Origin of the sequence: Thermophilibacter mediterraneus (assembly GCF_900119385.1) — a bacterium.
In the GTDB taxonomy this organism is placed as follows: Bacteria; Actinomycetota; Coriobacteriia; order Coriobacteriales; family Atopobiaceae; genus Thermophilibacter; species Thermophilibacter mediterraneus.
Window position 1 is genome coordinate 253,163 of record NZ_FPKO01000007.1, and the last position, 21,187, is coordinate 274,349.

Genomic DNA, 21,187 nt, shown 5'->3' on the forward strand with positions numbered 1-21,187 from the left:
GGGCCAGGCCGTGCGGGCTACTCCCCGAGGAGCACCTTGCTCGGCGTGATGGGCAGGTCGCGGACGTATCGGCCGGTCGCGTGCGCCACGGCGCTCATGATGGCGGGCGACGGGGTGTTGATCACGACCTCGCCGATGGACTTCGCGCCGAAGGGCCCCGTGGGCTCGAAGCTCGGCATGAACTCGACCCGCGGCTCGGGCACGTCCATGCGGGTGGGGATCTTGTAGGTCATGAAGGACCCCGTGCGTAGGTTGCCCCGCTCGTCGCGGAGCACGTCCTCGGTGAGCGCCATCCCGATGCCCTGGGCGATGCCGCCCTCCGCCTGGACGCGCGCGAGCGCCGGGTTGATCACGGTGCCGCAGTCCACGACGGCGGCGTAGTCGGTGACCGTGACCCTGCCCGTCGCCTTGTCGACCTCGACCTCGGCGATGCCGGCCATGTAGGGCGGCGGGGAGGTCGGCTGGGCGTTGGAGCCGTGGCCCTCGAGCATGCCGGGCTGCATCCCGAAGCCGATCATCTTGTTCGCCATGGCTGCGACGCTCATCTGGTGCTCGGGGTCGCCCGGGGCGCCCGAGCCGAGCGCCCACACGCGCTCGCCGTCGAACTCCACGTCAGCCGCGTCGACGCCCCACCAGCTCGCCGCCTGCTCGCGAATCTGTCGCACGAGGTCCTCGGCCGCGCGCACGACGGCGCCGCCGGTGGTGTAGGTGCCCGAGGACGCGTAGGCGCCCGTGTCGAAGGGGGAGGTGTCGGTGTCGACGCCCTTGGTGACGACGCGGTCGACGTCGCAGCCCAGGGCCTCGGCCGCCATCTGGGCCAGGATCGTGTCGGCGCCGGTCCCCACGTCGGTGGCGCCGATGGACAGCACGTAGAAGCCGTCGTCCTCGAGGCGGATGTCGACGTTGGCGATGTCGACGTTGGCGATGCCGGAGCCCTGCATCGTGAGGGCGACGCCGATGCCGCGCACGCGGTCGCCGAGGTCCTCCGAGAGGGGCCGGTCGCCCCAGCCCACCATCTCCATGGCGCGCCCGAGGCACTCGTCGAGCCGGCAGCTGTGGAGCTTCTCGTCGTTGAGCTGCCAGAGGGTCTCCCCTGGCTTGACCAGGTTCTTGAGGCGCAGCTCGCACGGGTCTATGCCGAGCTCGTCGGCGAGCTCGTTGACGGCCGACTCCACGGCGAAGCAGCCCTGCGTCGCCCCGTAGCCGCGGTACGCACCGCCCGGGGTGGTGTTGGTGTAGACCACGTCGTAGGTGAAGCGGCTCGCCGCGGCGTGGTTGTAGATGGGCAGCGCCTTGCCGCCCACGAGCGTCACCGTGGTGGTGCCGTGGTAGCCGTACGCGCCGGCGTTCGAGAGCGCGTGGAGGTCGATGGCGCGGATCTCGCCGTCGCGCGTGGCGCCCACGCGCACCCGCATCACCATCTCGTGGCGGGTGTTCGAGCAGCACATGGTCTCCTCGCGCGTGTAGGTGCACACGCAGGGGCGCCCGGTGGCGAGCGCGGCCCACGCGGCGAAGGCCTCGTTGCACCCGCTCTGCTTGGCGCCGAAGCCGCCGCCCACGCGCGGCTTGATCACGCGCACCTGGCTCTTGGGGATCCCCAGCGCCGTGGCGACCTGCCGACGGATGTGGAAGGGCACCTGCGTGGAGCTCACCACGGTGAGCCGTCCGAAGGCGTCGGTGTAGGCGAAGGAGCGGAACGTCTCCATCATGGCCTGCTGGGTGGCCTGGGTGCGATAGGTGCGCTCGATCACCACGTCGGAGGAGGCGAGGGCGGCGTCGAGGTCGCCGTGGACGCGCTGGCCGTGCGCCACGAGGTTGCGCGAAGGGTCCCCGGACGTGTCGGAGCCGGCGGCCCAGTCGTCCTCGTCGTGGATGACGGTGGGGTTGTCGAGCGCGTCCTCGACGCTCACGATGGCGGGGAGCTGCTCGTAGGTCACCTTGACGGCGCGCACCGCGGCGGATGCGGAGGCCTCGTCCTCGGCCACGACCATCGCCACCTCGTCGCCCACGTATCGAACGTGGCGGTCGAGAAGAACGGTGTCGTAGGGGCTCGGCTCGAGGAAGGACTGGCCCGCGAGCGTGAAGCGCCTGTGCGGGACGTCGTCCGGCCCGAAGACGGCCACGACGCCGGGGAGCGCGCGGGCTGCCTCGAGGTCGATGTCCGTGACCAGGGCGTGCGCGTGGCGGCTGCGGACGAGCTTCACCACGAGCGCGCCCTCGGGGGCGAGGTCGGCCGTGTAGACGGGGCGCCCGGCCAGCAGGGCGTCGGAGTCCTTCTTCGCCACCGGGCGCGCGATCTGGGCGTGGCGCTCGCCGGACTCGGTCACGGAGTCGTCGGGCACCGCGCGCGGCGGCAGCTCGCCGCCGTTGTCGTGGCGGGCGAGGAAGCGGCGCACCGCGCGCATCTGGCTCGCGTATCCCGAGCAGCGGCAGAGGTTGCCCGAGAGGTAGCGGCGGACCTCCTCGTCGGTGGCGCCCGGGTTCGCGGCGTCGAGCGCGAGCACGGCCATCTCCGTGCCCGGCGCGCAGAAGCCGCACTGCTCCGCGCCCTCCTCGGCGAGGCAGCGGGCGAGCAGCTCCCGGCGTCCGTCGCGCATGCCCTCGAGCGTGGTGACCTCGCGGCCGTCGACGCGCGCCATGGGGACCGAGCACGAGAGCACCGGCTCGCCGTCCAGCAGCACCGTGCACAGGCCGCAGTTGGAGGTCTCGCAGGCGCACTTCACGGACTTGAGCCCGTGCGCTCGGCAGAAGTCGAAGAGGGTCATGTCCGGCCGCACGTCCCGCTCGAGGCGCGCGCCGTTCAGGGTGAGGGTGACGAGCATGCTTAGGCCTCCTTGTCGGCGCGGGGCTTGTCGGCGGCTCGCCTGACGGCGCGGCGGATGAGCGCCGGCGCCACGGCGCGGCGCCACTCGGCGGTTCCGCGCAGGTCGGAGCCGTAGTCGAGGCCCTCGGCGAGCTCGCAGACGGCGTCGAGCTCGGCGGGGGAGAAGTCGCGGCGCAGCGGGGTGCGCTCGCCGCCCGTGAGCAGCGCGGCCTTCTTGGGGCGCGCGCCCACCGCGACGTGCCACGACCCCTGCCAGCAGGCGGCCGCGGCGTTCAGTGCCGAGAAGTCCGTCGCCGCGTTGCGGACGGACTCGAAGGCGCCCTGGTAGCGATGCTTGCGCACGATCACGTGCGTGAGGATGTCGCCCCTCGCCCCGCGCTCCACGAACGGGATGATGGGCACGACGCCGGCCCCCTCGAGCTCGACCTCGGCGTCGAGCGCGAGCAGCGCGCACACGACGTCCGAGAAGCCCATGCGCGCGTAGACCGAGCCGCCCACCGTGGCGAGGTTCCTGAACTGGGTGCCCACGACGTCGCGCACCGCCTCGGCGAAGATGCCGCAGGTCGCGGCGGAGAAGCGCTCGTGGCGCTCCAGCTGCCCGAGCGTGACCATGGCGCCGATCCTGAAGGCGTCCGGCGTCTCCTCGACCTCGTCCAGCCCGCAGCGCGAGAGGTCGATGCCGAGCGGCGCGGTGCGGTCCGCGAGGCGCAGCCACATCATGCCTCCGATGACGGTGGCGAGCCGGTTCTCCTGCAGGAGGTCGTAGGCCTCCCGCGGGGTGGCGGGGCAGACGTACTTCTCGAACGTGAGCACGTGTCCTCCTTGGGGTTATGTTCTGGGAATACCCCATGATACCGCAGGTAGACGGCCCGTCCGCGTGAAGCGTTGCACTTTTGGGTGCACAACGGAGCGGACGTCGTTCGCCCGGCCGGCCGCCGCGCGCGACCTTGCCGGCGCTCATGCGATAAAATAGGCGACCGTTTGTCAATAAAGGGGGTGGGACATGCGCGGGGAGAAGGACGAGGGCTCCGCCGCCGGGGGCGCCCGGTGCGACGAGGACCGCGTCATCGAGGCGCGCGGCATCCGTCACGCCTACGTGCCCGCGCGCCCCGACCTGCGCGACGTGGACCTCGACGTGCGCCGCGGGGAGCTCGTCGCCGTCGTCGGGGAGAACGGGTCGGGCAAGACGACGCTCGCCCGCCACCTCAACGCCCTCGTCGGGCTGCAGGCCGGGGCGCTTCGGGTGGCGGGGCTCGACGCGTCGGACCCGAGCACCCTCTGGGAGCTGCGCCGCGCCTGCGGGATGGTGTTCCAGAACCCCGAGAACCAGTTCGTGTCGTCCGTCGTGGGGGAGGACGTCGCCTTTGGCCCCGAGAACTTCGGAGCAGGGGGCGAGCGCGCCCGCGAGGCGGCCCTCGAGGCGCTCCGTGCCGTGGGGCTCGAGGGCTTCGAGCGGCGCGACGTGCACGCGCTCTCGGGCGGGCAGCAGCAGCGCGTCGCGCTCGCGGGGGTGCTCGCGAGCGGCCCGGAGGTCGTCGTCCTCGACGAGGCGACGTCCATGATCGACCCGCGGGGCCGCGACGAGCTCATGGCCGCCGTCGAGCGCGTCCGCCGCGAGCTCGGCGCCACCGTCGTCTGGGTGACGCACGACATGGAGCTCGCCGCGCGCGCGGACCGCGTGGTGGTCATGGGAGCGGGCGAGGTTCTCGCGTCGGGCGCCCCCGCGGACGTGCTGACCGACGCGGCGCTGCTCGAGCGCGCCGGCCTCGAGCAGCCCCTCGCGGCGCGCACGTGGGCGGAGCTCGTCCGCATGGGCGCCGCCGACGGTCCCGCCCCGGTCACGGTCGAGGGCCTGGTGAGCGCGCTGTGCGGGTGACGCTCGACAAGGTCTGCGTCTCGTTCGAGGACGCCTCGGGAGGGCGCACCCGGGCGCTCGAGGGCGTCTCGCTCGAGTTCTCGGGCGGGGTCACCGGCCTCATGGGGCAGACCGGGTCCGGGAAGACCACCCTGCTCGAGGCCGTGGCCGGCGTGCTCGCCCCCGACTCGGGGAGGGTGCTCGCGGACGGCCTCGACGCGGCGCGGGGCGCGGGAGGGCGGCTCCTCGGCGCATCGGCGGGGCTCGTCTTCCAGATTCCCGAGCGCCAGTTCTTCGAGCCGACCGTGGAAGAGGAGGTCTCCTTCGGGCTCCGAGCGCGCGGGGCGTCCTCCTCCGAGGCCCGGGAGCGCTCCGCGTGGGCCCTCGACCTCATGGGGCTCTCGCTCGACGAGCTCGGTCGTCGCTCGCCGTTCGCCCTCTCCGGGGGCCAGCAGCGCCGCGTGGCCATCGCCTCCGTGCTCGCCGTTCGCCCGGCGCTCCTGCTCCTCGACGAGCCGACGGCGGGGCTCGACCCGCGGGCGCGCGAGGCGTGCCTTGCCGCGGTGCGCGCCGCGGCCGACGAGGGGGCAACCGTCGTCATGGCGAGCCACGACGCCAATGCGCTCGCAGAGGTCGCGGACCGCGTTGTGTGCCTCGAGGGCGGGCGCGTGACGCTCGACGGACCCGCCCGGGAGCTCCTGGGGGACGCGGCGCTCATGCGCGACCACGGGCTCGAGGCGTCGTGCGCGGCTCGCGCGGCGGCGGCGCTCAGGCGAGCGGGCGTCGCGGTGGAGGGGCTCCCCCTCGACGCGGAGGAGCTCGCCCGGGCCATCGTGCGGGGGAGGGGGCGCGCATGAGGGCGATCGGGGGGTACGTGTGGGCCGACTCGCCGCTGCACCGCGCGCGGCCCGCGGCGAAGCTCGCCGGGCTTCTCGCCCTCGTGGCGCTCGTCGTCCTGGCGACGACGCCGCTCGAGCTGGCCCTCGTCGCCGCCCTCGTCGCCGCCCTCGTCGGCGTCTCGCGCGTGGGGTGGCGCGCGGCGGGTCGCGCGGCCTGGGGCCTTCGGTGGTTCCTGCTCGCGGTGCTGGTCATGAACGCGCTGCTCTTCAGCGCCGAGGATGCGCTCTGGGACCTGGGGCCGCTTCACCTCACGTGGGCGGGCCTCTCGCAGGGCGCGCGCGTCGTGGCGCGGACCCTGCTCGTCGTGGTCCTGGGCACGCTGCTCACCGCGACCACGCGCCCGCAGGAGCTCGTCGACGGGGTCCGCTCCGCCCTGCGCCCGCTCGCTCGCCTGGGCCTGCCCGTCGAGGCGGCGGCGCTCGCGGTGGGCGTGACCGTCCAGTTCGTGCCGACGCTGCTGCGCGAGAGCCGGCAGCTCATGCGTGCGCAGACTATACGTTGTGGTAGCGTCGCTTCTCATGGTATTATGCAACGCGTCGTCAGTTATGTGCGGCTGCTCGTGCCTATCTTCGTCTCCGCGCTCCGGCGCGCCGACGAGCTGTCCGTCGCCATGGAGGCGCGCGGGTACCGAATTTCCCCGGGGCGCCCGGCCGACCGCGGGGAGGAAAGGGAGTGACGCCCATGAGTCAGGTCAAGAGAATCGTCATCGCCGCGGTCTGCGCGGCCCTGTGCATCGTGCTGCCGATGGCCTTCCACTCCATCCCCAACGCCGGGGCCACCTGGCTGCCCATGCACATCCCCGTCATGATTTCCGGCCTCGTCGCCGGTCCCGTCGCCGGTGCCGTGACGGGCATCCTGGGACCCGTGCTCTCCGGCGTCCTGACGGGCATGCCCCCGGCGCCGATGTTGCCTCCCATGACCTGCGAGCTCCTCACCTACGGCCTCGTCTCGGGGCTGCTCGCCAGGTACGTGCGCACCGGCCGCGTCACCGCCGACCTCTACATCTCGCTCGTCGGCGCCATGGTCGCGGGGCGCGTGGTCAACGGCGTGCTGCGCGCGCTGATCTTCTCGCCGGGCGCCTACTCGCTCGAGGCCTGGGTCGCCGCCTCCTTCGCGACGAGCCTCGTGGGCATCGTGCTGCAGCTCGCGGTGGTCGTGCCGATCGTGGTCTCGCTCGAGCGCGCCGGCCTCGTGCCGCCGCGCTACCCGGAGAAGAGCGCGTAGCCGAGGCACCGCCGCACCGAGACGCGCCCCGCGGGCCGCCCGGACGCCGGGTCCCGCGGGGCGCGTCTCGGTGTGCGCCCGCGCGAGGCGATTCCCCGCCTCCGGGGTCCCGCGAAGGCTACCCGCGCTCGACGCGCTCGAGGAACGCGAGCGCGTTGCCGGCGCAGAGCTTCGCCGTGACCGTCTCCCCGAAGCGGCGCTCGAGCATCTCCTGGAACGCGGGCATGCTCCGCGCCCCGTCGAGAAAGCCGGGGACGTCGGTGCCGTCATAGTCGCTCCCGAGCGCCACCGCGTCCTCGCCCCCGAGATCGAGCCAGTGCTCGACGTGGGCAGCGACGTCGTCGAAGTCGGGGTCGACGCCGTCCTCGCGAATGAAGTCGCGGCAGTAGTTGAGGCCGACGACGCCCCCGCGCTCGCAGATCGCGCGGAACTGGTCGTCGGTGAGGTTCCTGGGGTGGCCGCAGACCGCCCGCGAGTTCGAGTGGCTCGCCGCGAAGGGGCGCGTGGCGTGCGCGCACACGTCGGCGAAGCACTCGTCGTTGAGGTGGGAGACGTCGAGCGCCATGCCCGCCCGCTCCATGAGCGAGATCGCCTCGACCCCGGCGGGCGTCAGCCCGTCGTGCGAGTCGTGTCCGCTCGCGAGCGGCCCCGAGGCGTTCCACGAGAGCGATGCCATGACGACCCCGCGTCGCGCGAGCCGCTCGACGAGGCCGGGGTCGGCGGCGAACATCCGCGCGTTCTCGATGGTGCGCACCGCGACGAACCCTCCCGCGGCGAGGCCGGCGCGAATCTCATCGACGGAGGAGGCGAGGCGGGCCGCCCCCGCGCTCGCCGCGACCTCCCGCTCGACGTAGCCGAGGACGTGGTCGCCAAAGCGGGCGGCCTGCTCGGGGTCGAGCTGGTCGGGGACGAAGCACGCCATGCACTGGGCCCAGGGCGTGCCGACCGTCGCCTCGATCGAGAGGTGGCAGTGGTTACGCGCGAGCCGCTCGCAGCCCGCCGGGTCGGCCTCGTCCTCGGGGCCGTAGTAGTCCATCTTGCAGGTGGCACGGATGTCGGCGGGAAGGGTGTGCCACGACAGGCGGTCAGCCGTGTCGCAGTGCAGGTCAAAGACGGGATGGGGCATCTGTCGCTCCTTTGGACTCGGGTGCGCGGGAAAGTCTATCACTGTCACGGGCGCGCGAGGGGCCCCGGCGACTCGGCCAGGAGGGTCTTCTCGTGCGCTCGTGACGAGGGGTGGGAAGCGGGCCGTCCGCCGTCCGCCTCACGCCCTGCGTCCCGCACGCTGGAGTTCGGGCCCCAGCCAGCAGACGCACAGCAGGGCTCCCGCCGATGCCACGGCGCCGCCGACCGCACCCACAAGGGCGATGCCGGGGCCGTCGCACACGACGCCTCCCACGACCGACCCCAGGCCGATCCCGACGTTGAAGAGACCCGAGAAGACGGACATGGCCACGGGAGAGGCCTCCTCGGAGGTCGTGCGGATGACCTCCGCTTGGGCTGCCACGTTGAATGCCGTGGCGGAGGCCCCCCAGACGATGCAGCAGACAAACGGCCCTGCGGGCCATCCGCAGAGCGGCGCGAGCGCGAGCAGGGCAACGGTGATTCCCATCATGGCGGCCGAGAGAAAGGCCGTGCGATGCGCATCGAAGAGGCGCGCGAAGAGCCAGCTGCCGGCCAGCCCCGCCACGCCAAAGACGGTGAGCGCACCGGTGATGAGCCCGTCCGGCAGGGCTGCGACTTGCTGAAGGAAGGGCTCGATGTAGCTGTAGGCGGTGTAGTAGCCCGTGGCAAAGAGGACGGTCGCCACGTAGAGGCCCACGAGCGCGCGGTTGCGACCAAGCTCGGGAAGGCGGGAGATGCCGAACGGCTCGCCCTTCTGAAGGCGCGGGAAGAAGGCGGCGAGCCCGGCGAGCGCCACGAGGCCCATCGCGCACACGCACGCGAAGGCCATGCGCCAGCCAAGGGCGATACCCAGGGCGCGACCAAGCGGAAGCCCGAAGATCATGGCGACGGAGGTTCCCGTGACGATCATGGACATGGCGAGCGAGGAGTGCTCCGGTGCCGCCACGCGTACGGCGAAGGGGGACGCCACGGACCAGAAGACGGCGTGGGAGGCTGCCACCATGAGTCGCGCCATCACGAGCAGCTCGAAGGTGGGGGCAAGGGCCGAGGCGACCTGGCCTGCGCAGAAGAGGGTGAGCACCGCGGTGATGATCGCCTTGGGAGAGACGCGGCTCGCCACCATCATGAGAGGGAGCGAGAGCGCCGCGACCGCCCAGGCATAAAGGGAGATCATCATGCCCGCGCCGGACTCGGAGAGCCCGAAGGCCCCCGCTATGTCCGTCAGAAGCCCTATGGGTACGAACTCCGACGTGTTAAGGAGAAACGCGGAGAGCGTGAGGGCCAGGAGCGGTAGGAGCTCCCGGACGGGCACGGACGCCCGGAGCGGGTTGGGAGTGGGGGAGGTCACGGCACGTCCTCTCTGGCAGGTCAGGACGCGCCTAGTGTAGCTCAGTCGCCAGAGAGCGTATACGCGCAAAATGATAGATACTATGACAATATGCTAGTATTTCTCGTACTCACGTTATATTTTGACACATGGAATACGATGTCTTGTGCAGGTAACTGGCGAGAAGGGCTGGTGACACGCGCCCCCGGCGTCCCGGACCCTGCGCAGGGGCCGGGACGCCGGGGGCGCACTCGGGCCCTAGCGCTGCGCCTGCTCGTCCACCTTGCCGGAGAGGACGACGCAGCCCACGGCGAGCGCGAGCGCAGCGACGGCCGCCACGAGCGTCGCGACGTCCGGCCCGTCGGGACGCGCGGCCGACGCCGCCGCTCCCGCGGCGGCCAGCACGGCCACCACGACGCCCGGCACCTTGACGGCTCCCGCGCGTCGGGGCGTGTTGGCCCCCCGGATGCCCGCCCCGGAGAGCAGGAGCCCCAGCGCGCCCTCCGCAACGCCCCAGACGCCCAGGCCGAGCGACCACGCCTGGAGGTCCGCCGCGGCGGAGCCGGAGCCGAGCAGGGCCGTCACGCCCAGGACGACGCAGGCGACGGCGCAGACGACGAGCAGGAAGCAGAGGATCTTGAGGATCTTGCGCTCTTGGGACATGGTTCCTCCTTATGGAGACACGTTCTTCTCGGCCCCTCAACTATACCGCGCCGCCCGACGCCCCACATCTCTATAATGGGCGCACGTCATTTCCCGTTTGGAGGATCAACATGACCAGGGTGGCTCTTATATTCGGCGGCGTGTCCACCGAGCACGACATCTCCTGCAGGTCCGCGGACAACGTCGCCTCGGCGCTCGGCGACCGCTGCGACCTCGTCCTCATTGGCATCACGCGTGAGGGGCGCTGGCTCCGCTACTCCGGCGACCCGTCGGAGCTGACGGCGGGCTGGGAGGGGCACGACTGCGTGCCCGTCGCGCTCGTGCCGGGGGCGGGGCTCGTCGAGCTCGGAGAGGGCGCGCCGCGCCGCCTCCCGGTTGACGTCGCGCTGCCGGTGCTGCACGGCCAGGGCGGCGAGGACGGCACGGTCCAGGGCGCCCTCGAGGTCGCGGGCGTGCCGTACGTGGGCTGCGGAGTCATGGCGAGCGCCGTGTGCATGGACAAGGACGCCGCGCACCGCCTCGCCGCCTCCGCGGGGGTGCGCTCCCCGCGCTGCGAGGTGCTCTGGCGCGGCTGCTCCGACGAGGAGCGCGCCGCCGCGGCGCGGTCCTGCGGCGGATTCCCCGTCTTCGTGAAGCCCGCGCGCGGGGGCTCCTCGATCGGCGTGTCGCGCGCCGCGGACGAGGCCGCCTACGCGGCCGCCCTCGACGCCGCCTTCGAGCTCGACGAGAAGGTCGCCGTGGAGGAGGCGATCGTCGGCGTCGAGGTTGGCTGCGCCATCGTGGGCGACGCGGTCCGCGGCACCTGGATGGGCGAGCCCGACGAGATCGTGGTGCCCGACGACGGCTTCTTCCGCATCCACCTCGAGAAGGACCCCGGGGCCAACACCGAGCTGCGCTGCCCCGCGGAGCTGAGCGCCGACGAGCTTGCGCGCGTGCGCGACGCGGGCACCGCCGTCTACGAGGCGCTCGGCTGCGAGGGGCTGGCCCGCGTCGATCTCTTCGTCACGCCCGGGGGCGAGGTCGTCTTCAACGAGGTCAACTCGATGCCTGGCCTCACGCGCTACTCGCGCTTCCCGCAGATGATGCGCGTCGCGGGCCACGAGCTCGGCGACGTGCTCATGGGGATCGTCGAGGACCGCCTGGCGCGCGCCTAGCGCCCGTTGCGAGGGGGAGCAGATGCTGAAGAGGGCGATGACGAGCCGGCGCGGCGCCCTTGTCGCGGCGACGTCGTGCCTGGGGCTCGCCCTGGGCGCGTGCGCGGGCGAGCCCGGCGTCGACGGCGCCGACCCGGATGCGGGGGAGAGGGACCGGGAGGTCCCGGTGCGCGACCTCGACGCGACGCGCCCGGACGACGGCGCCGACGCCTCGGAGGTCGACCGCGTCGTCTCGGGCATGACGCTCGAGCAGAAGGTGGCGCAGCTCTTCGTCGTCCAGCCGGAGGCGCTCACGGGCGTGGGCGTGCAGGTCGCAGCGGGAGAGGCCACCCGGAGGGCGCTCGAGTCTATGCCGGTGGGCGGCATCTGCTACTTTGCGGCAAACCTCCTCGACGCCGACCAGACGCGCGAGATGCTCTCGAACACCGCGCGCTACTCCGAGGAGCTCACGGGCCTCCCGCCCTTCCTGTGCGTCGACGAGGAGGGGGGCACCGTCTCCCGCGTGGGCGGCAACCCCGGCTTTGGCGTCGACAACGTGGGCGACATGCGCGACGTGGGGTCAACCGGGGACGCGGGGTACGCCCGCGAGGTCGCGCTGCACGTCGGCACCTATCTGAGCGCCCTCGGCTTCAACGTCGACTTCGCCCCCGACGCCGACATCGCGAGCAACCCCGCCGGCACGATGGGGCGGCGCTCCTTCGGCACCACGGCGGACGCGGTCGCCCCGATGGTCGCGGCTCAGGTCGAGGGCTTCTCCGAGGCCGGGGTGCTCTGCGCCGCCAAGCACTTCCCGGGCATCGGGGGCGCCGCCGGGGACTCGCACGACGGGCGCATCTACTCCGAGAGGACCCTCGACGAGATGCGCGCGGAGGAGCTTCGGCCCTTCGTCGCCGCCATCGAGGCGGGCGTGCCGTTCGTGATGGTGGGGCACCTCTCGACGCCCGCCGTCACCGGCGACGACGACCCCGCCACGCTCTCCAGCGAGATTGTGAGCGACCTGCTGCGCGACGAGCTCGGCTACGAGGGGATCATCATCACCGACTCCATGGCCATGGGTGCCGCGACCGACTCGCTGCCGGCGGGGCGCCTCGGCGTCGAGCCGCTCCTCGCCGGCGTGGACATGGTGCTCATGCCCGCGGACCTCGAGGAGGCCTACCAGGGCGTCCTGGACGCCGTCGCCTCCGGCGAGCTCTCCGAGGAGAGGATCGACGAGTCCGTGCGCCGCGTGGTCGCGACCAAGCTCGAGCGCCTCTAGGGCGCGCCGGGGCCTGCCGCCGGGGTCGCGTGTCGGAAGGCCCGAGCCTCTCGCACGGAATTAGGCGTCGGGCCGTGCGCGGGGCTCGGGCTCATGGTTCTTCTCGCATAGAAGCCCGAGCCTCTCGCACGGAATCTGCCGCTGGACCGTGCGCGAGGCTCGGGCAAGGCTGGGGCGGTCCTGATGCTCCGCCTTTCGCGCACGGTTCCCGACCGTGTTCCGTGCGTCCGTATCGGGCTTTCGCCCGGCCCGACGCCGCCGCCCGGTCCGGCCCGTGCCGCCTAGCGCTCCACGCGCATGGCGCGCATGGCGTTCAGGATCGCGATCATCGCCACGCCCACGTCGCCGAAGACCGCGAGCCACATGTTGGCGATGCCGAGCGCCGCGAGCACGAGGATGGCAATCTTGACGCCCAGCGCGAAGATAATGTTCTGCCACACGATGCGCATGGTCCTTCTCGCCACGCGCATGGCCAGCGCGACCTTGGAGGGGCGGTCGTCCATGAGGACCACATCCGCCGCCTCGATCGCGGCGTCCGAGCCCATGGCGCCCATGGCGATGCCCACGTCGGCGCGCATGAGCACGGGGGCGTCGTTGATGCCGTCCCCCACGAAGGCGAGCCTCGCACCGTCCTTCTCGCTCGAGAGCAGGCGCTCCACCTCGCTGACCTTGTCCTGCGGCAGGAGCTGCGCGCGCACCTCGTCGATTCCCAGGCGCCCGCCCACCGCCTCGGCGACGTCGGCTCGGTCGCCGGTGAGCATGACGCAGCGACGCACGCCGGCGGCGTGGAGGTCGCGGATGGCGGCCTCGGCGTCGTCCTTCACCACGTCGGCGATCACGATGTGCCCCACGTAGGTCCCGTCGACGGTGACGTGCAGGACGGTCCCGGCGAGGTCGCACTCGTGCCAGCTTGCGCCGTGCTCGGCCATGAGCTTGTCGTTTCCGACCAGCACGACGTGCTCGTCGACGCTCGCCCGCACGCCGTGGCCGGACTCCTCGGTGACGTCGGTGACGCGCTGGCGGTCGATCGTGCCGGAGTACGCGGCGCGCACGGAGAGGGCGATGGGGTGGTCCGAGAACGCCTCGGCGTGGGCCGCGCGCGAGAGCACGTAGTCGGCGTCGACGCCCGCCTCGGGGTGGACCGCCACCACGTTGAAGGTCCCGGAGGTGAGCGTGCCCGTCTTGTCGAAGACCACGGTGTCGACCTTCGAGAGGAGCTCCAGGTAGTTGGACCCCTTCACGAGGATTCCCAGGCGGGATGCGCCCCCGATGCCCCCGAAGAAGCTGAGCGGCACGCTGATCACGAGGGCGCACGGGCAGCTCACCACGAGGAACGTGAGCCCGCGCAGCACCCAGTCGCTCCAGGGTCCCATCCCCGCGAGCGGCGGGACGACGGCGAGCGCGAGGGCCGCGAAGACCACGATCGGCGTGTAGACGCGGGCGAAGCGGGTGATGAAGTTCTCCGTGCGCGCCTTCTTCTCGCTCGCGTTCTCCACGAGCTCGAGGATGCGGCTCACGGTCGACTCGCCGAAGGGTTTGGTGGTGCGCACGCGCAGGAGCCCCGTCATGTTGACGCAGCCGGAGACCACGTCGGAGCCCGCCTCCACGTGGCGCGGGACGGACTCGCCGGTGAGGGCGGCGGTGTCGAGCTGGCTCGCGCCCTCGGTGACGACGCCGTCGATGGGCACGCGCTCGCCGGGCTTGACCACGATGACGGTGCCCACGGCGACCTCGCCCGGGTCGACCTGCTCGAGGCGTCCGTCGCGCTCGACGTTTGCGTAGTCGGGCGCGATGTCCATCATGGCCGCGATCGACTTGCGGCTCTGTCCCACGGCGTAGCTCTGGAATATCTCGCCCACCTGGTAGAACAGCATGACGGCGCAGCCCTCGGCCATCTGGGGCTCCGCGTCGGGGAAGGCGATCGTGGCGAAGGCGCCGATGGTGGCGACCGTCATGAGGAACGCCTCGTCGAAGGCCTCGCCCCGTCGGATGTTGCGCCAGGCCTTCCTGAGGACGTCGTGCCCCGCGATGAGAAACGGTATCAGGTAGAGGGCGAAGGCGACGTAGGGCTCGGCGCCGCCGAAGAGGGCCCCGAGCAACCCGAGTCGCTCGCCCAGAAGAATCGCGGCAAAGATGGCGATCGCGAGGACGATCCTGTTGCGCCACCGGCGCAGCTTCTTGTTCATGCTTGCTCCCAGATGAATCTATGAACATACGTGCATATATAGGGCACGACAAGGACCGCTCCGGGCGGCCGATGCGCTATCGCACGATCTCGCAGTCGGGCTCGATGTCGGCGGCGAGCGCGACCACGCGGTCGAGGACGTCGTCGAAGCGCTCGTCGGCGGCGGTGAGCGTGAGCTTCTGCGTCATGAAGTTGACGGAGACCTCGTCGACGCCGTCGAGGCGCGCGATGGCGTCCTGGAGCTTGTTCGCGCAGTTGGCGCAATCGATCTCGTCGAGCTTGAATGACTTGCGCATGGTGGTTCCCTTCCCGAGGATGGCTGTCGGGGCCGCGGCCCCACGATCCGATCTCCTACTCGCAGATGTGGCTCATGCCCTGGTTGAGCATGGTGTAGACGTGGTCGTCGGCGAGCGAGTAGACCACGTTGCGGCCGTCCCGCTCGAACTTCACCAGATGGGCCTGCTTGAGCGTGCGCAGCTGGTGGCTGACGGCGCTCTGGGTGGTGCCGGTCTGCTCGGCGATGTCCGCCACGCAGAGCTCGCGGCCCATGAGCGCGAAGAGGATCTTGATGCGCGTGGTGTCGCTGAAGACCTTGAAGAGGTCGGCGAGGTCATAGAGCAGCTCCTCGTCGGGCAGCTCGTCGGGCGTCTCGCCGACGGCAATCCCATCGGACATGTCGCTCCCTTCATCTGAATATATGAGCACTCGCTCATGTATTAGCTACGCATGATTATATGAGCACGCGTTCATATGTCAACAGGGTTTTTCGACTGGGGGATGCCGGCGGGCTGACGGGTGATGTTGCTGCCTGGCGGGATGGGCAGTTGTATGCAGTTTTTTGAGGAAGCCCGAGTATCCGCGGGGACTGGACGCAAAAAGAGCAGGTAGTGAAATGCTACCTGCAAGGTGATACATGAGGCGTAGCCAGGAAACTGCATACAACTCTGGGTACAGGGCCGCAGAGGCGCCTGGCGGGGCGCGTCGGGCTTCGGCTGAAGGGGAGTCGGGGCGGATCCCCGGCACAGCGTTAGGCGAACGTGATCTCGCCCGTGGAGGCGTCCATGGACTTCACGATTGCGAGCGACTCGACCTGGTAGCCACGCTCGCGCAGCTGGGCGCCGCCGGGCTGGAAGCCCTTCTCGATGGCGATGCCGATGCCCTCCACGATGACGCCCGCCTCGTCGCAGATCTCGAGCAGGCCGTTCATGGCGCAGCCCATGGCCATGAAGTCGTCGATGACGAGTACGTGCTCGCCGCGGGTGAGGAAGCGCTTGGCCACGATGACCTGGTACTCGCGTCCCTTGGTGTAGCTCCTGATGTTGGTGCGGTACTGGTCGCCGTCCATGTTCTTCGACTCGGTCTTGCGGGCGAAGACCACGGGCACGCCGCCGAAGTGCGTGGCCGCCACGCAGGCGATGCCGATGCCCGACGCCTCGATCGTGAGGATCTTGTCGATGCGCTTGCCCGCGAACAGACGCGCCCACTCGGCGCCCATGTGGTCGTAGAGCGCCACGTCGCACTGGTGGTTGAGGAAGTTGTCGACCTTGAGGACGTTGCCCTCGCGCACGATCCCGTCCTGGCGAATGCGACCCTCAAGCTCCCTCATGCGTGGCTCCCCTCGTGCGTCGGATGGCATTCCGTACATTATGCACGCTCGCCGCCAGCGACGTGCTGCTCACCTGAAAACTTCTCGCAACTTGTCGTTTATCGACAATTTTTGGTACAAGAACGACAAGAGGAAGCACAGAGAACGGAGGCGGTCGCCATGACGAGGAAAACAGATGATCTCAGCCTCACGCGCGAGCAGACTGACCTGAGGATCCGGCGCATGGCGAGGGTGGCGTCGGCGCTCTGCTGGGTGGCGGCGGTGGTGACGGCCGCCCTTGCGGCGGCCTCGCTCGTGGCGGGCGACTTCATCTGCTGCGCGGAGGGCCTGCTGTTCATGGCCGTCGCGCGGATGTTCGAGTACGGCTGCATCCTGCAGCGGCAGGACGACGAGACGCTGTGAGGGGGGAGCTGTGATCGTTTTGCGCCTCGACCGCGTGCTCGCGGACCGCAAGATGCGCTCCAAGGACCTCGCCGAGAGGGTTGGTCTCACCGAGGCCAACCTCTCGCGCATCAAGACGGGAAGGATCTCGGCGGTGCGCTTCTCCACGCTCGACGCGATCTGCCGTGAGCTCGGCTGCCAGCCCGGCGACATCCTCGAGTACGTACCCGACGAGTAGGCTCCTCAGGACCGAGCCAGGCGCACGGTTTCATGCCTCGGAACGTGCGTTGGGCTCGGACGAACCGGGGTGCGAGCTGATGCTCCGCGTCTTTCGCACGCTCTGGGGTCTCAGGCCGTGCGCCAGGCTCGGGCGAGCGCCGAAGCGTGCGCGAGGCTCGGGCCAGCGCGCGATGCACCTAGTGCGATGCGCCTAGTAGTAGATGCGGCGGCCGAAGAAGGGCAGGCGCGGCAGCCTGCCGCGATACGGGCTCACGAAGTCCTCCTCGCCGATCTGCTCGGACGCCTCCACGTCGGCGGGCACGCTCTCGACGACGCCGTTGGGCACGTCGGCGACGGGCATGTCGGTGATGTCGGGCACGACGGTGGCGACCGGCTGCTCCTCGCCCGCCGCCTCCGCGGCGGCCTCGGCCTTCTCGCGGTAGCGGACCATCATGTCTCGCTGCAGCTCCACCACGCTCGGAGGAGCCCAGATGAGCGCGTTCGCGCCCGCGGCGACCGTCGCGGCCGCCGCCTCGTCGTCCCGGCCGCCGGTGGCGATGATGGGCAGCGCCGGGAACGCGGCGCGCAGCTCGGCGATGACCTCGGCGGTGCGACGACCCGCCGCCACGTTGATGATGCGCGCCCCGGACTGGATCTTCTCGACGGCCTCGTTGTCGAAGCGCGTGATGGTGGCGATCACGGGAATGTCGACGGTCGATGCGACCTGGGCGACCATCTCGGGCGTGGCGGGGGAGTTGAGCACGACGCCCGCGGCGCCCTGCATCTCGGAGACGGCGGCGAGCTCGGCGGCTCGGCGGCCGGTCGTGGTGCCGCCGCCCACGCCCACAAAGAGCGGGGCCTCCGCAACCGTGAGCAGCGCCTGCGTGATGGCGGGCTGCGCGGTGAAGGGGTAGACAGCGAAGATCGCGTCGGCGTTGGAGTTGCGGATGGCCGCGACGTCGGTGGAGTAGAGGAGCGTCTTGATGCGGCGCCCAAAGAGCGTGAAGCCACTGCAGGCCTCGTAGTTCTCGGGCACGCGCAGCGGGGCCTTGCGCAGGCGCCCCTCGATGGGCGCGGGTCCGTCGGCGGCGGGCACGAGCTCGTTGGGGGAGTCCGCCACCTCGAAGATGCCGGAGTGGATCGCCGTAGAGATGCCCTGGTCGGAGGCCTGCGGGCTTCGGGTGTTCGTCTCTTCCATGGGGCCTCCTTGGGGTCTCGTCGGTGGCGGTGGGGGCGGTCGGTCTCCCGCCGCCTCAAGATTCAGACACTTTTTTGTTCCCCAACCGCGCCCGCCGTATTCACCGCGCGCGAAATCGGGCGGCGCGCGGCGCGACGCCTAGTAGAGCGAGAGCGCCATCTCGAGTGTCTCCGCGAGGCTCTGCTCGCTCACGACCCAGACGTCGTCCACGAGTTCGAGCTCGATGCCGTAGGGGCCGAACGAGTCCGGCTCCGCGGCCGCGACCTCCTCGAGCGCCTCGTTGAGCGCGTCGCTCATGTACGAGCGCTGCTCCTCGGTGGGCTCGATGACCTCCTCGCCCCAGAGGTCGTGCTCGATGAGGTAGTCGCCCACCGCCTCGTCAAGGGCCCAGAAGAGGTCGTTGGCGTCGAGCGCGGAGATGCTCGCGTAGGCGGTCGCCGTGCCGTCGCCCCAGTCGTAGGCGTACTCCGCCCTGGCTTGGGAGATCCCCCCGACGACCATGCGCGCGAACGCGGAGGCGTCGACGCCGAGCTCCTCGGCGCTGTGGCCCTCGACGTCGAGGATCTTCTGCTCGAAGTACGTCCGCACCTGCTCGAAGGTGGGCCCCTGCCCGGGGTCGAGCTGGTCTAGGCGCGCCTGGAGGGCCTCGGTGGCCGCGCGGTCGCCCTCGTCCTGCTCGGGGACGTAGTCCGTCCAGTCGTCCGCGCCGTCGGAGTCGTCGCCGAAGAGCGTCTCCCCGAGGTTCTGGACGGCGTCGACCGCGCCCTCGCCGGCATCGGTCAGGACGCTCGCCGCGCAGCTCACGATGCTCGACCCAAAGGCGACGAGAAGGACGATCGCGATGACGACGCGCGTGACCAGCCTCTGGTCGCGCGAGGTCCTTCTCTGCACGTCCCCGCCCGCGGCGGAGCGCCCGCCCGGGCGCCGCCGTCGGCGCCGGGGCTCGTCGGTCGAGGGGGCGTCGTAGTCACGCTTTCCCGTGCTGGGCGCGCGGTAGTCGTCCTCCAGCTTGTGGGGGGAGCCGGTCGGGTCCCCGTGCGGGGCGTAGTCGGGGCCCACGTCGGCCGCCCCGCTCGCCGGCCCCTCGCCGAGCGGCTCGGGCTCGCCGCCGGGCAGCTCGGGCTCGCCCGCGTTGAAGGGGTCGATCTGTGAGTCGCTGGAGCGAGAGAATCGAGACATTGCCACGGCAGCCCCCTCCGTACGGCGAAATTATCGTCCCCATTATATTTGTGTCCGGCAGGTTGGGTATGCTAGGGACACGTTAGGGGCGTTCTAGGGAGTGCCTATGTTCGAGTTAATCGGTCTTGTGCTCGTGGTCCTCGCGATCTTCGTCATCGTCGGTCTCGTGACGGGCAACCTGTTCTACGTCGTCAAGCAGCAGCACGCCGTCATCATCGAGCGCCTGGGCAAGTTCCACAAGATCGTGGGAGCGGGCTTCCACGTGAAGATCCCCTTCGTGGACCGCAAGGCGGCCACGGTCAGCCTCCGCACCATGAAGAACGGCTTCAACATCGACGTCAAGACCGAGGACAACGTCACCATCGGGCTCGAGGTCTCCGCGCAGTACCACGTGAGCTACGAGCGCGGCGCCACCCCGCAGGAGTCGGGCGTCTACAAGAGCTACTACATGCTCCAGCAGCCCGTGGCGCAGATGCGCGACTTCATCACCGACGCGCTGCGCTCCTCGATCCCGGTCTACACGCTCGACGAGGTCTTCGCCAAGAAGGACGACATCGCCAAGGACGTCAACGCCACCGTGTCCGAGCAGATGGACGCCTACGGCTTCACGCTCGTCTCGACGCTCATCACCAAGATCGCGCTCCCGGCCGAGGTCGAGGACTCGATGAACCAGATCAATGCCGCCCAGCGCACCAAGGCCGCCGCCCAGGACCTCGCCGAGGCCGACCGCATCCGGCGCGTGACCGAGGCCCAGGCCGAGGCCGAGGCCATGGAGAAGGCCGGCGAGGGCATCGCCAACCAGCGCAAGGCCATCGCGGCGGGCATCAAGGAGTCGCTCGAGACCATCCAGGAGACGGGCGTCGGCAACGCCGAGGCGAACCAGCTCTTCATGTTCACGCAGTGGACGGAGATGATGAGCGACTTCGCCAAGACGGGCAAGGCGTCGACGGTGGTGCTGCCGAGCGACTTCTCGCAGACGGCGGGCATGTTCGAGCAGATGGTCGCCGCGAGCTCGGCGGGTCGCGACGCCGGCGAGCCGCCCGCGCCCACGGCGGAGCGGTAGCCCGCCAACAGCGCGCGGGCTGCGGACGGTCCGGCCGAGAAGGGCGCCCGCAGCCGGCACGTCTTTTGACTGCGCGCGGGCCGCGGACGCCTCGAGCCCTCGAGACGCACGCGGTCCGCACCCTCGTGTCCGGCTCGGGCCTTCCGGGGCCCCGGCGTCGACGCGCGCTCCCTACGCGCCCAGTATTGCCGCGGGCAGCTCGAGCAGGCTTCCCAGCACCGCCTCGCAGCGCTCGAGCAGCTCGGGCGTGGGCGTCGCCCACTCGGGCACGAGGTAGGTCGCCATGCCGGCCGCGCACGCCGCAAGCGCGCCGTTCACCGAGTCCTCGACCGCCGCGCACGTCGTGGGGTCGAGGCCCAGGCGCCGTGCCGACTCGAGGTAGATGTCGGGCGCGGGCTTGGCGTGCTCGATCTGGTCGCCAAAGGTCATGGACGAGAAGAACGGGGCCATCCCAAAGCGCTCCATGAGGGGCAGGGCGTGCTCGCGGGCGGTCGAGGTCGCGAGGGCGACGGCGATGCCGGCCTCGCTCACGGCGCGCAGGGCCTCGAGCGCGCCCGTGCAGGGCTCGAGCTGCTCGTCCTCGATCTCGAAGAAGAGGTCGCGCTGGTGGGCGAAGAGGCGCTCGGTGAGCGCGGGGTCGCCGAACTCGTCGTCGATCATCGCGCGGGCGTCGGGGAGGCTGCAGCCCACGAAGGCGTTCCAGATGCGCTCGGGAACCTCGAGGCCAAAGTCCGCGGCGGCGCGCCGCCAGGCGGTCTGGCTCACGCGCTCGGTGTCGACGAGCGTGCCGTCCATGTCGAAGATGACAGCCTCGGGCAGGCGGGGCGTCTGGGGTGCGGTCATGTGGGGTCCCTCCGGTCGCGTGTCGTGTCCCGAGGGGGCATTGTATCCGGATTCGCGCTGGCAGCACACCCCACAAGGACGCCGAGTAAGAGCTTTTGACCAAAATATGACGTCAGCGGGGCCTGTTTTGGCACAAAGCTCTTACTCGGCGCGCGGCCGGTCAGAAGCTGTCAATCGGGGCCAGGC

General features: G+C 70.9%; 21 protein-coding genes. 9 read left to right on the top strand and 12 right to left on the bottom strand.

The features are described 5' to 3' along the window. Positions 1–17: 17 nt before the first annotated feature. The gene (locus BQ7106_RS01100) at positions 18–2,822 is read right to left on the bottom strand and encodes a molybdopterin-dependent oxidoreductase (protein WP_072369961.1); all 2,805 of its coding nucleotides are present in this window, start codon (positions 2,820–2,822) and stop codon (positions 18–20) included. 2 nt (positions 2,823–2,824) lie between these two features. Then, complete coding sequence (locus tag BQ7106_RS01105; protein WP_072369964.1) at positions 2,825–3,637, bottom strand: FAD binding domain-containing protein; 813 nt, start codon at positions 3,635–3,637, stop codon at positions 2,825–2,827. Positions 3,638–3,827: 190 nt separating this feature from the next. Between BQ7106_RS01105 and BQ7106_RS01110 the strand changes: the two genes are divergently transcribed. Genes BQ7106_RS01110 through BQ7106_RS01125 form a run of 4 tightly spaced genes read left to right on the top strand, consistent with a single transcriptional unit; the run spans position 3,828 to position 6,803 of the window. Beyond that, positions 3,828–4,700 (top strand): ATP-binding cassette domain-containing protein, encoded by an 873-nt coding sequence (locus tag BQ7106_RS01110; protein ID WP_072369967.1) that lies wholly within the window; start codon positions 3,828–3,830, stop codon positions 4,698–4,700. Further along, positions 4,697–5,536, top strand: a complete 840-nt coding sequence (locus BQ7106_RS01115) for an energy-coupling factor ABC transporter ATP-binding protein (protein ID WP_159431253.1) — start codon at positions 4,697–4,699, stop codon at positions 5,534–5,536. Before BQ7106_RS01110 ends, BQ7106_RS01115 begins: the two co-directional genes overlap by 4 nt. Beyond that, a complete protein-coding gene (locus BQ7106_RS01120; protein ID WP_072369973.1) occupies positions 5,533–6,255 on the top strand; it encodes an energy-coupling factor transporter transmembrane component T family protein in 723 nt (240 codons plus the stop codon). Before BQ7106_RS01115 ends, BQ7106_RS01120 begins: the two co-directional genes overlap by 4 nt. A gap of 5 nt (positions 6,256–6,260) precedes the next feature. Next, positions 6,261–6,803 carry an ECF transporter S component gene (locus tag BQ7106_RS01125; protein ID WP_072370557.1) on the top strand — a complete coding sequence of 181 codons (543 nt, stop codon included), beginning with the start codon at positions 6,261–6,263 and terminating at the stop codon, positions 6,801–6,803. A 118-nt stretch (positions 6,804–6,921) separates the two neighbouring features. Here BQ7106_RS01125 and BQ7106_RS01130 read toward each other — a convergent pair whose 3' ends face one another. The 3 genes from BQ7106_RS01130 to BQ7106_RS01140 all read right to left on the bottom strand — a co-directional run bounded on the left by BQ7106_RS01130 (position 6,922) and on the right by BQ7106_RS01140 (position 9,918). Then, positions 6,922–7,929 (bottom strand): dipeptidase, encoded by a 1,008-nt coding sequence (locus BQ7106_RS01130; RefSeq protein ID WP_072369976.1) that lies wholly within the window; start codon positions 7,927–7,929, stop codon positions 6,922–6,924. A gap of 138 nt (positions 7,930–8,067) precedes the next feature. Next, on the bottom strand, positions 8,068–9,276 hold the full coding sequence (locus BQ7106_RS01135) for an MFS transporter (RefSeq protein ID WP_072369979.1): 1,209 nt from the start codon (positions 9,274–9,276) through the stop codon (positions 8,068–8,070). Between the two features lie 237 nt (positions 9,277–9,513). Next, positions 9,514–9,918, bottom strand: coding sequence for a hypothetical protein (locus tag BQ7106_RS01140; protein WP_072369982.1), 405 nt, complete (start codon positions 9,916–9,918; stop codon positions 9,514–9,516). Positions 9,919–10,028: 110 nt separating this feature from the next. Between BQ7106_RS01140 and BQ7106_RS01145 the strand changes: the two genes are divergently transcribed. Beyond that, positions 10,029–11,072, top strand: coding sequence for a D-alanine--D-alanine ligase family protein (locus tag BQ7106_RS01145; RefSeq protein WP_083526818.1), 1,044 nt, complete (start codon positions 10,029–10,031; stop codon positions 11,070–11,072). Positions 11,073–11,094: 22 nt separating this feature from the next. Next, positions 11,095–12,327, top strand: coding sequence for a glycoside hydrolase family 3 protein (locus BQ7106_RS01150; protein ID WP_083526819.1), 1,233 nt, complete (start codon positions 11,095–11,097; stop codon positions 12,325–12,327). Between the two features lie 281 nt (positions 12,328–12,608). Here BQ7106_RS01150 and BQ7106_RS01155 read toward each other — a convergent pair whose 3' ends face one another. The 4 genes from BQ7106_RS01155 to BQ7106_RS01170 all read right to left on the bottom strand — a co-directional run bounded on the left by BQ7106_RS01155 (position 12,609) and on the right by BQ7106_RS01170 (position 16,118). After that, positions 12,609–14,513: a heavy metal translocating P-type ATPase gene (locus BQ7106_RS01155; protein WP_072369989.1), complete on the bottom strand. Its 1,905-nt coding sequence runs from the start codon at positions 14,511–14,513 to the stop codon at positions 12,609–12,611. A 76-nt stretch (positions 14,514–14,589) separates the two neighbouring features. After that, positions 14,590–14,808: a cation transporter gene (locus tag BQ7106_RS01160; RefSeq protein ID WP_072369992.1), complete on the bottom strand. Its 219-nt coding sequence runs from the start codon at positions 14,806–14,808 to the stop codon at positions 14,590–14,592. A gap of 55 nt (positions 14,809–14,863) precedes the next feature. After that, a complete protein-coding gene (locus BQ7106_RS01165; RefSeq protein ID WP_072369995.1) occupies positions 14,864–15,187 on the bottom strand; it encodes an ArsR/SmtB family transcription factor in 324 nt (107 codons plus the stop codon). Between the two features lie 352 nt (positions 15,188–15,539). Continuing rightward, a complete protein-coding gene (locus BQ7106_RS01170) occupies positions 15,540–16,118 on the bottom strand; it encodes a xanthine phosphoribosyltransferase (protein WP_072369998.1) in 579 nt (192 codons plus the stop codon). Between the two features lie 159 nt (positions 16,119–16,277). Between BQ7106_RS01170 and BQ7106_RS01175 the strand changes: the two genes are divergently transcribed. Together BQ7106_RS01175 and BQ7106_RS01180 are read left to right on the top strand one after the other, a co-directional pair. Further along, complete coding sequence (locus BQ7106_RS01175; protein ID WP_072370001.1) at positions 16,278–16,520, top strand: hypothetical protein; 243 nt, start codon at positions 16,278–16,280, stop codon at positions 16,518–16,520. A gap of 10 nt (positions 16,521–16,530) precedes the next feature. Beyond that, a complete protein-coding gene (locus BQ7106_RS01180) occupies positions 16,531–16,737 on the top strand; it encodes a helix-turn-helix domain-containing protein (protein ID WP_072370004.1) in 207 nt (68 codons plus the stop codon). A 192-nt stretch (positions 16,738–16,929) separates the two neighbouring features. Here the strand turns inward: BQ7106_RS01180 and BQ7106_RS01185 are convergent, their stop codons facing one another. Then, complete coding sequence (locus BQ7106_RS01185; RefSeq protein WP_072370008.1) at positions 16,930–17,916, bottom strand: beta/alpha barrel domain-containing protein; 987 nt, start codon at positions 17,914–17,916, stop codon at positions 16,930–16,932. 138 nt (positions 17,917–18,054) lie between these two features. Continuing rightward, a complete protein-coding gene (locus BQ7106_RS10960; RefSeq protein WP_159431254.1) occupies positions 18,055–19,101 on the bottom strand; it encodes a hypothetical protein in 1,047 nt (348 codons plus the stop codon). Positions 19,102–19,201: 100 nt separating this feature from the next. Here BQ7106_RS10960 and BQ7106_RS01195 point away from each other — a divergent pair, with 100 nt between their 5' ends. Continuing rightward, on the top strand, positions 19,202–20,158 hold the full coding sequence (locus BQ7106_RS01195; RefSeq protein WP_072370014.1) for an SPFH domain-containing protein: 957 nt from the start codon (positions 19,202–19,204) through the stop codon (positions 20,156–20,158). A gap of 171 nt (positions 20,159–20,329) precedes the next feature. Here the strand turns inward: BQ7106_RS01195 and BQ7106_RS01200 are convergent, their stop codons facing one another. Further along, positions 20,330–21,001: an HAD family hydrolase gene (locus tag BQ7106_RS01200; RefSeq protein WP_072370017.1), complete on the bottom strand. Its 672-nt coding sequence runs from the start codon at positions 20,999–21,001 to the stop codon at positions 20,330–20,332. Positions 21,002–21,187: the final 186 nt, after the last annotated feature.

What these genes read in the sequence shown, in the direction of transcription:
- BQ7106_RS01100 (WP_072369961.1), bottom strand. Translation starts at nt 2,822, where the DNA reads ATGCTCGTCACCCTCACCCTGAACGGCGCGCGCCTCGAGCGGGACGTG.
- BQ7106_RS01110 (WP_072369967.1), top strand. Translation starts at nt 3,828, where the DNA reads ATGCGCGGGGAGAAGGACGAGGGCTCCGCCGCCGGGGGCGCCCGGTGC.
- BQ7106_RS01120 (WP_072369973.1), top strand. Translation starts at nt 5,533, where the DNA reads ATGAGGGCGATCGGGGGGTACGTGTGGGCCGACTCGCCGCTGCACCGC.
- BQ7106_RS01125 (WP_072370557.1), top strand. Translation starts at nt 6,261, where the DNA reads ATGAGTCAGGTCAAGAGAATCGTCATCGCCGCGGTCTGCGCGGCCCTG.
- BQ7106_RS01130 (WP_072369976.1), bottom strand. Translation starts at nt 7,929, where the DNA reads ATGCCCCATCCCGTCTTTGACCTGCACTGCGACACGGCTGACCGCCTG.
- BQ7106_RS01140 (WP_072369982.1), bottom strand. Translation starts at nt 9,918, where the DNA reads ATGTCCCAAGAGCGCAAGATCCTCAAGATCCTCTGCTTCCTGCTCGTC.
- BQ7106_RS01145 (WP_083526818.1), top strand. Translation starts at nt 10,029, where the DNA reads ATGACCAGGGTGGCTCTTATATTCGGCGGCGTGTCCACCGAGCACGAC.
- BQ7106_RS01150 (WP_083526819.1), top strand. Translation starts at nt 11,095, where the DNA reads ATGCTGAAGAGGGCGATGACGAGCCGGCGCGGCGCCCTTGTCGCGGCG.
- BQ7106_RS01155 (WP_072369989.1), bottom strand. Translation starts at nt 14,513, where the DNA reads ATGAACAAGAAGCTGCGCCGGTGGCGCAACAGGATCGTCCTCGCGATC.
- BQ7106_RS01160 (WP_072369992.1), bottom strand. Translation starts at nt 14,808, where the DNA reads ATGCGCAAGTCATTCAAGCTCGACGAGATCGATTGCGCCAACTGCGCG.
- BQ7106_RS01165 (WP_072369995.1), bottom strand. Translation starts at nt 15,187, where the DNA reads ATGTCCGATGGGATTGCCGTCGGCGAGACGCCCGACGAGCTGCCCGAC.
- BQ7106_RS01170 (WP_072369998.1), bottom strand. Translation starts at nt 16,118, where the DNA reads ATGAGGGAGCTTGAGGGTCGCATTCGCCAGGACGGGATCGTGCGCGAG.
- BQ7106_RS01175 (WP_072370001.1), top strand. Translation starts at nt 16,278, where the DNA reads ATGACGAGGAAAACAGATGATCTCAGCCTCACGCGCGAGCAGACTGAC.
- BQ7106_RS01185 (WP_072370008.1), bottom strand. Translation starts at nt 17,916, where the DNA reads ATGGAAGAGACGAACACCCGAAGCCCGCAGGCCTCCGACCAGGGCATC.
- BQ7106_RS01195 (WP_072370014.1), top strand. Translation starts at nt 19,202, where the DNA reads ATGTTCGAGTTAATCGGTCTTGTGCTCGTGGTCCTCGCGATCTTCGTC.
- BQ7106_RS01200 (WP_072370017.1), bottom strand. Translation starts at nt 21,001, where the DNA reads ATGACCGCACCCCAGACGCCCCGCCTGCCCGAGGCTGTCATCTTCGAC.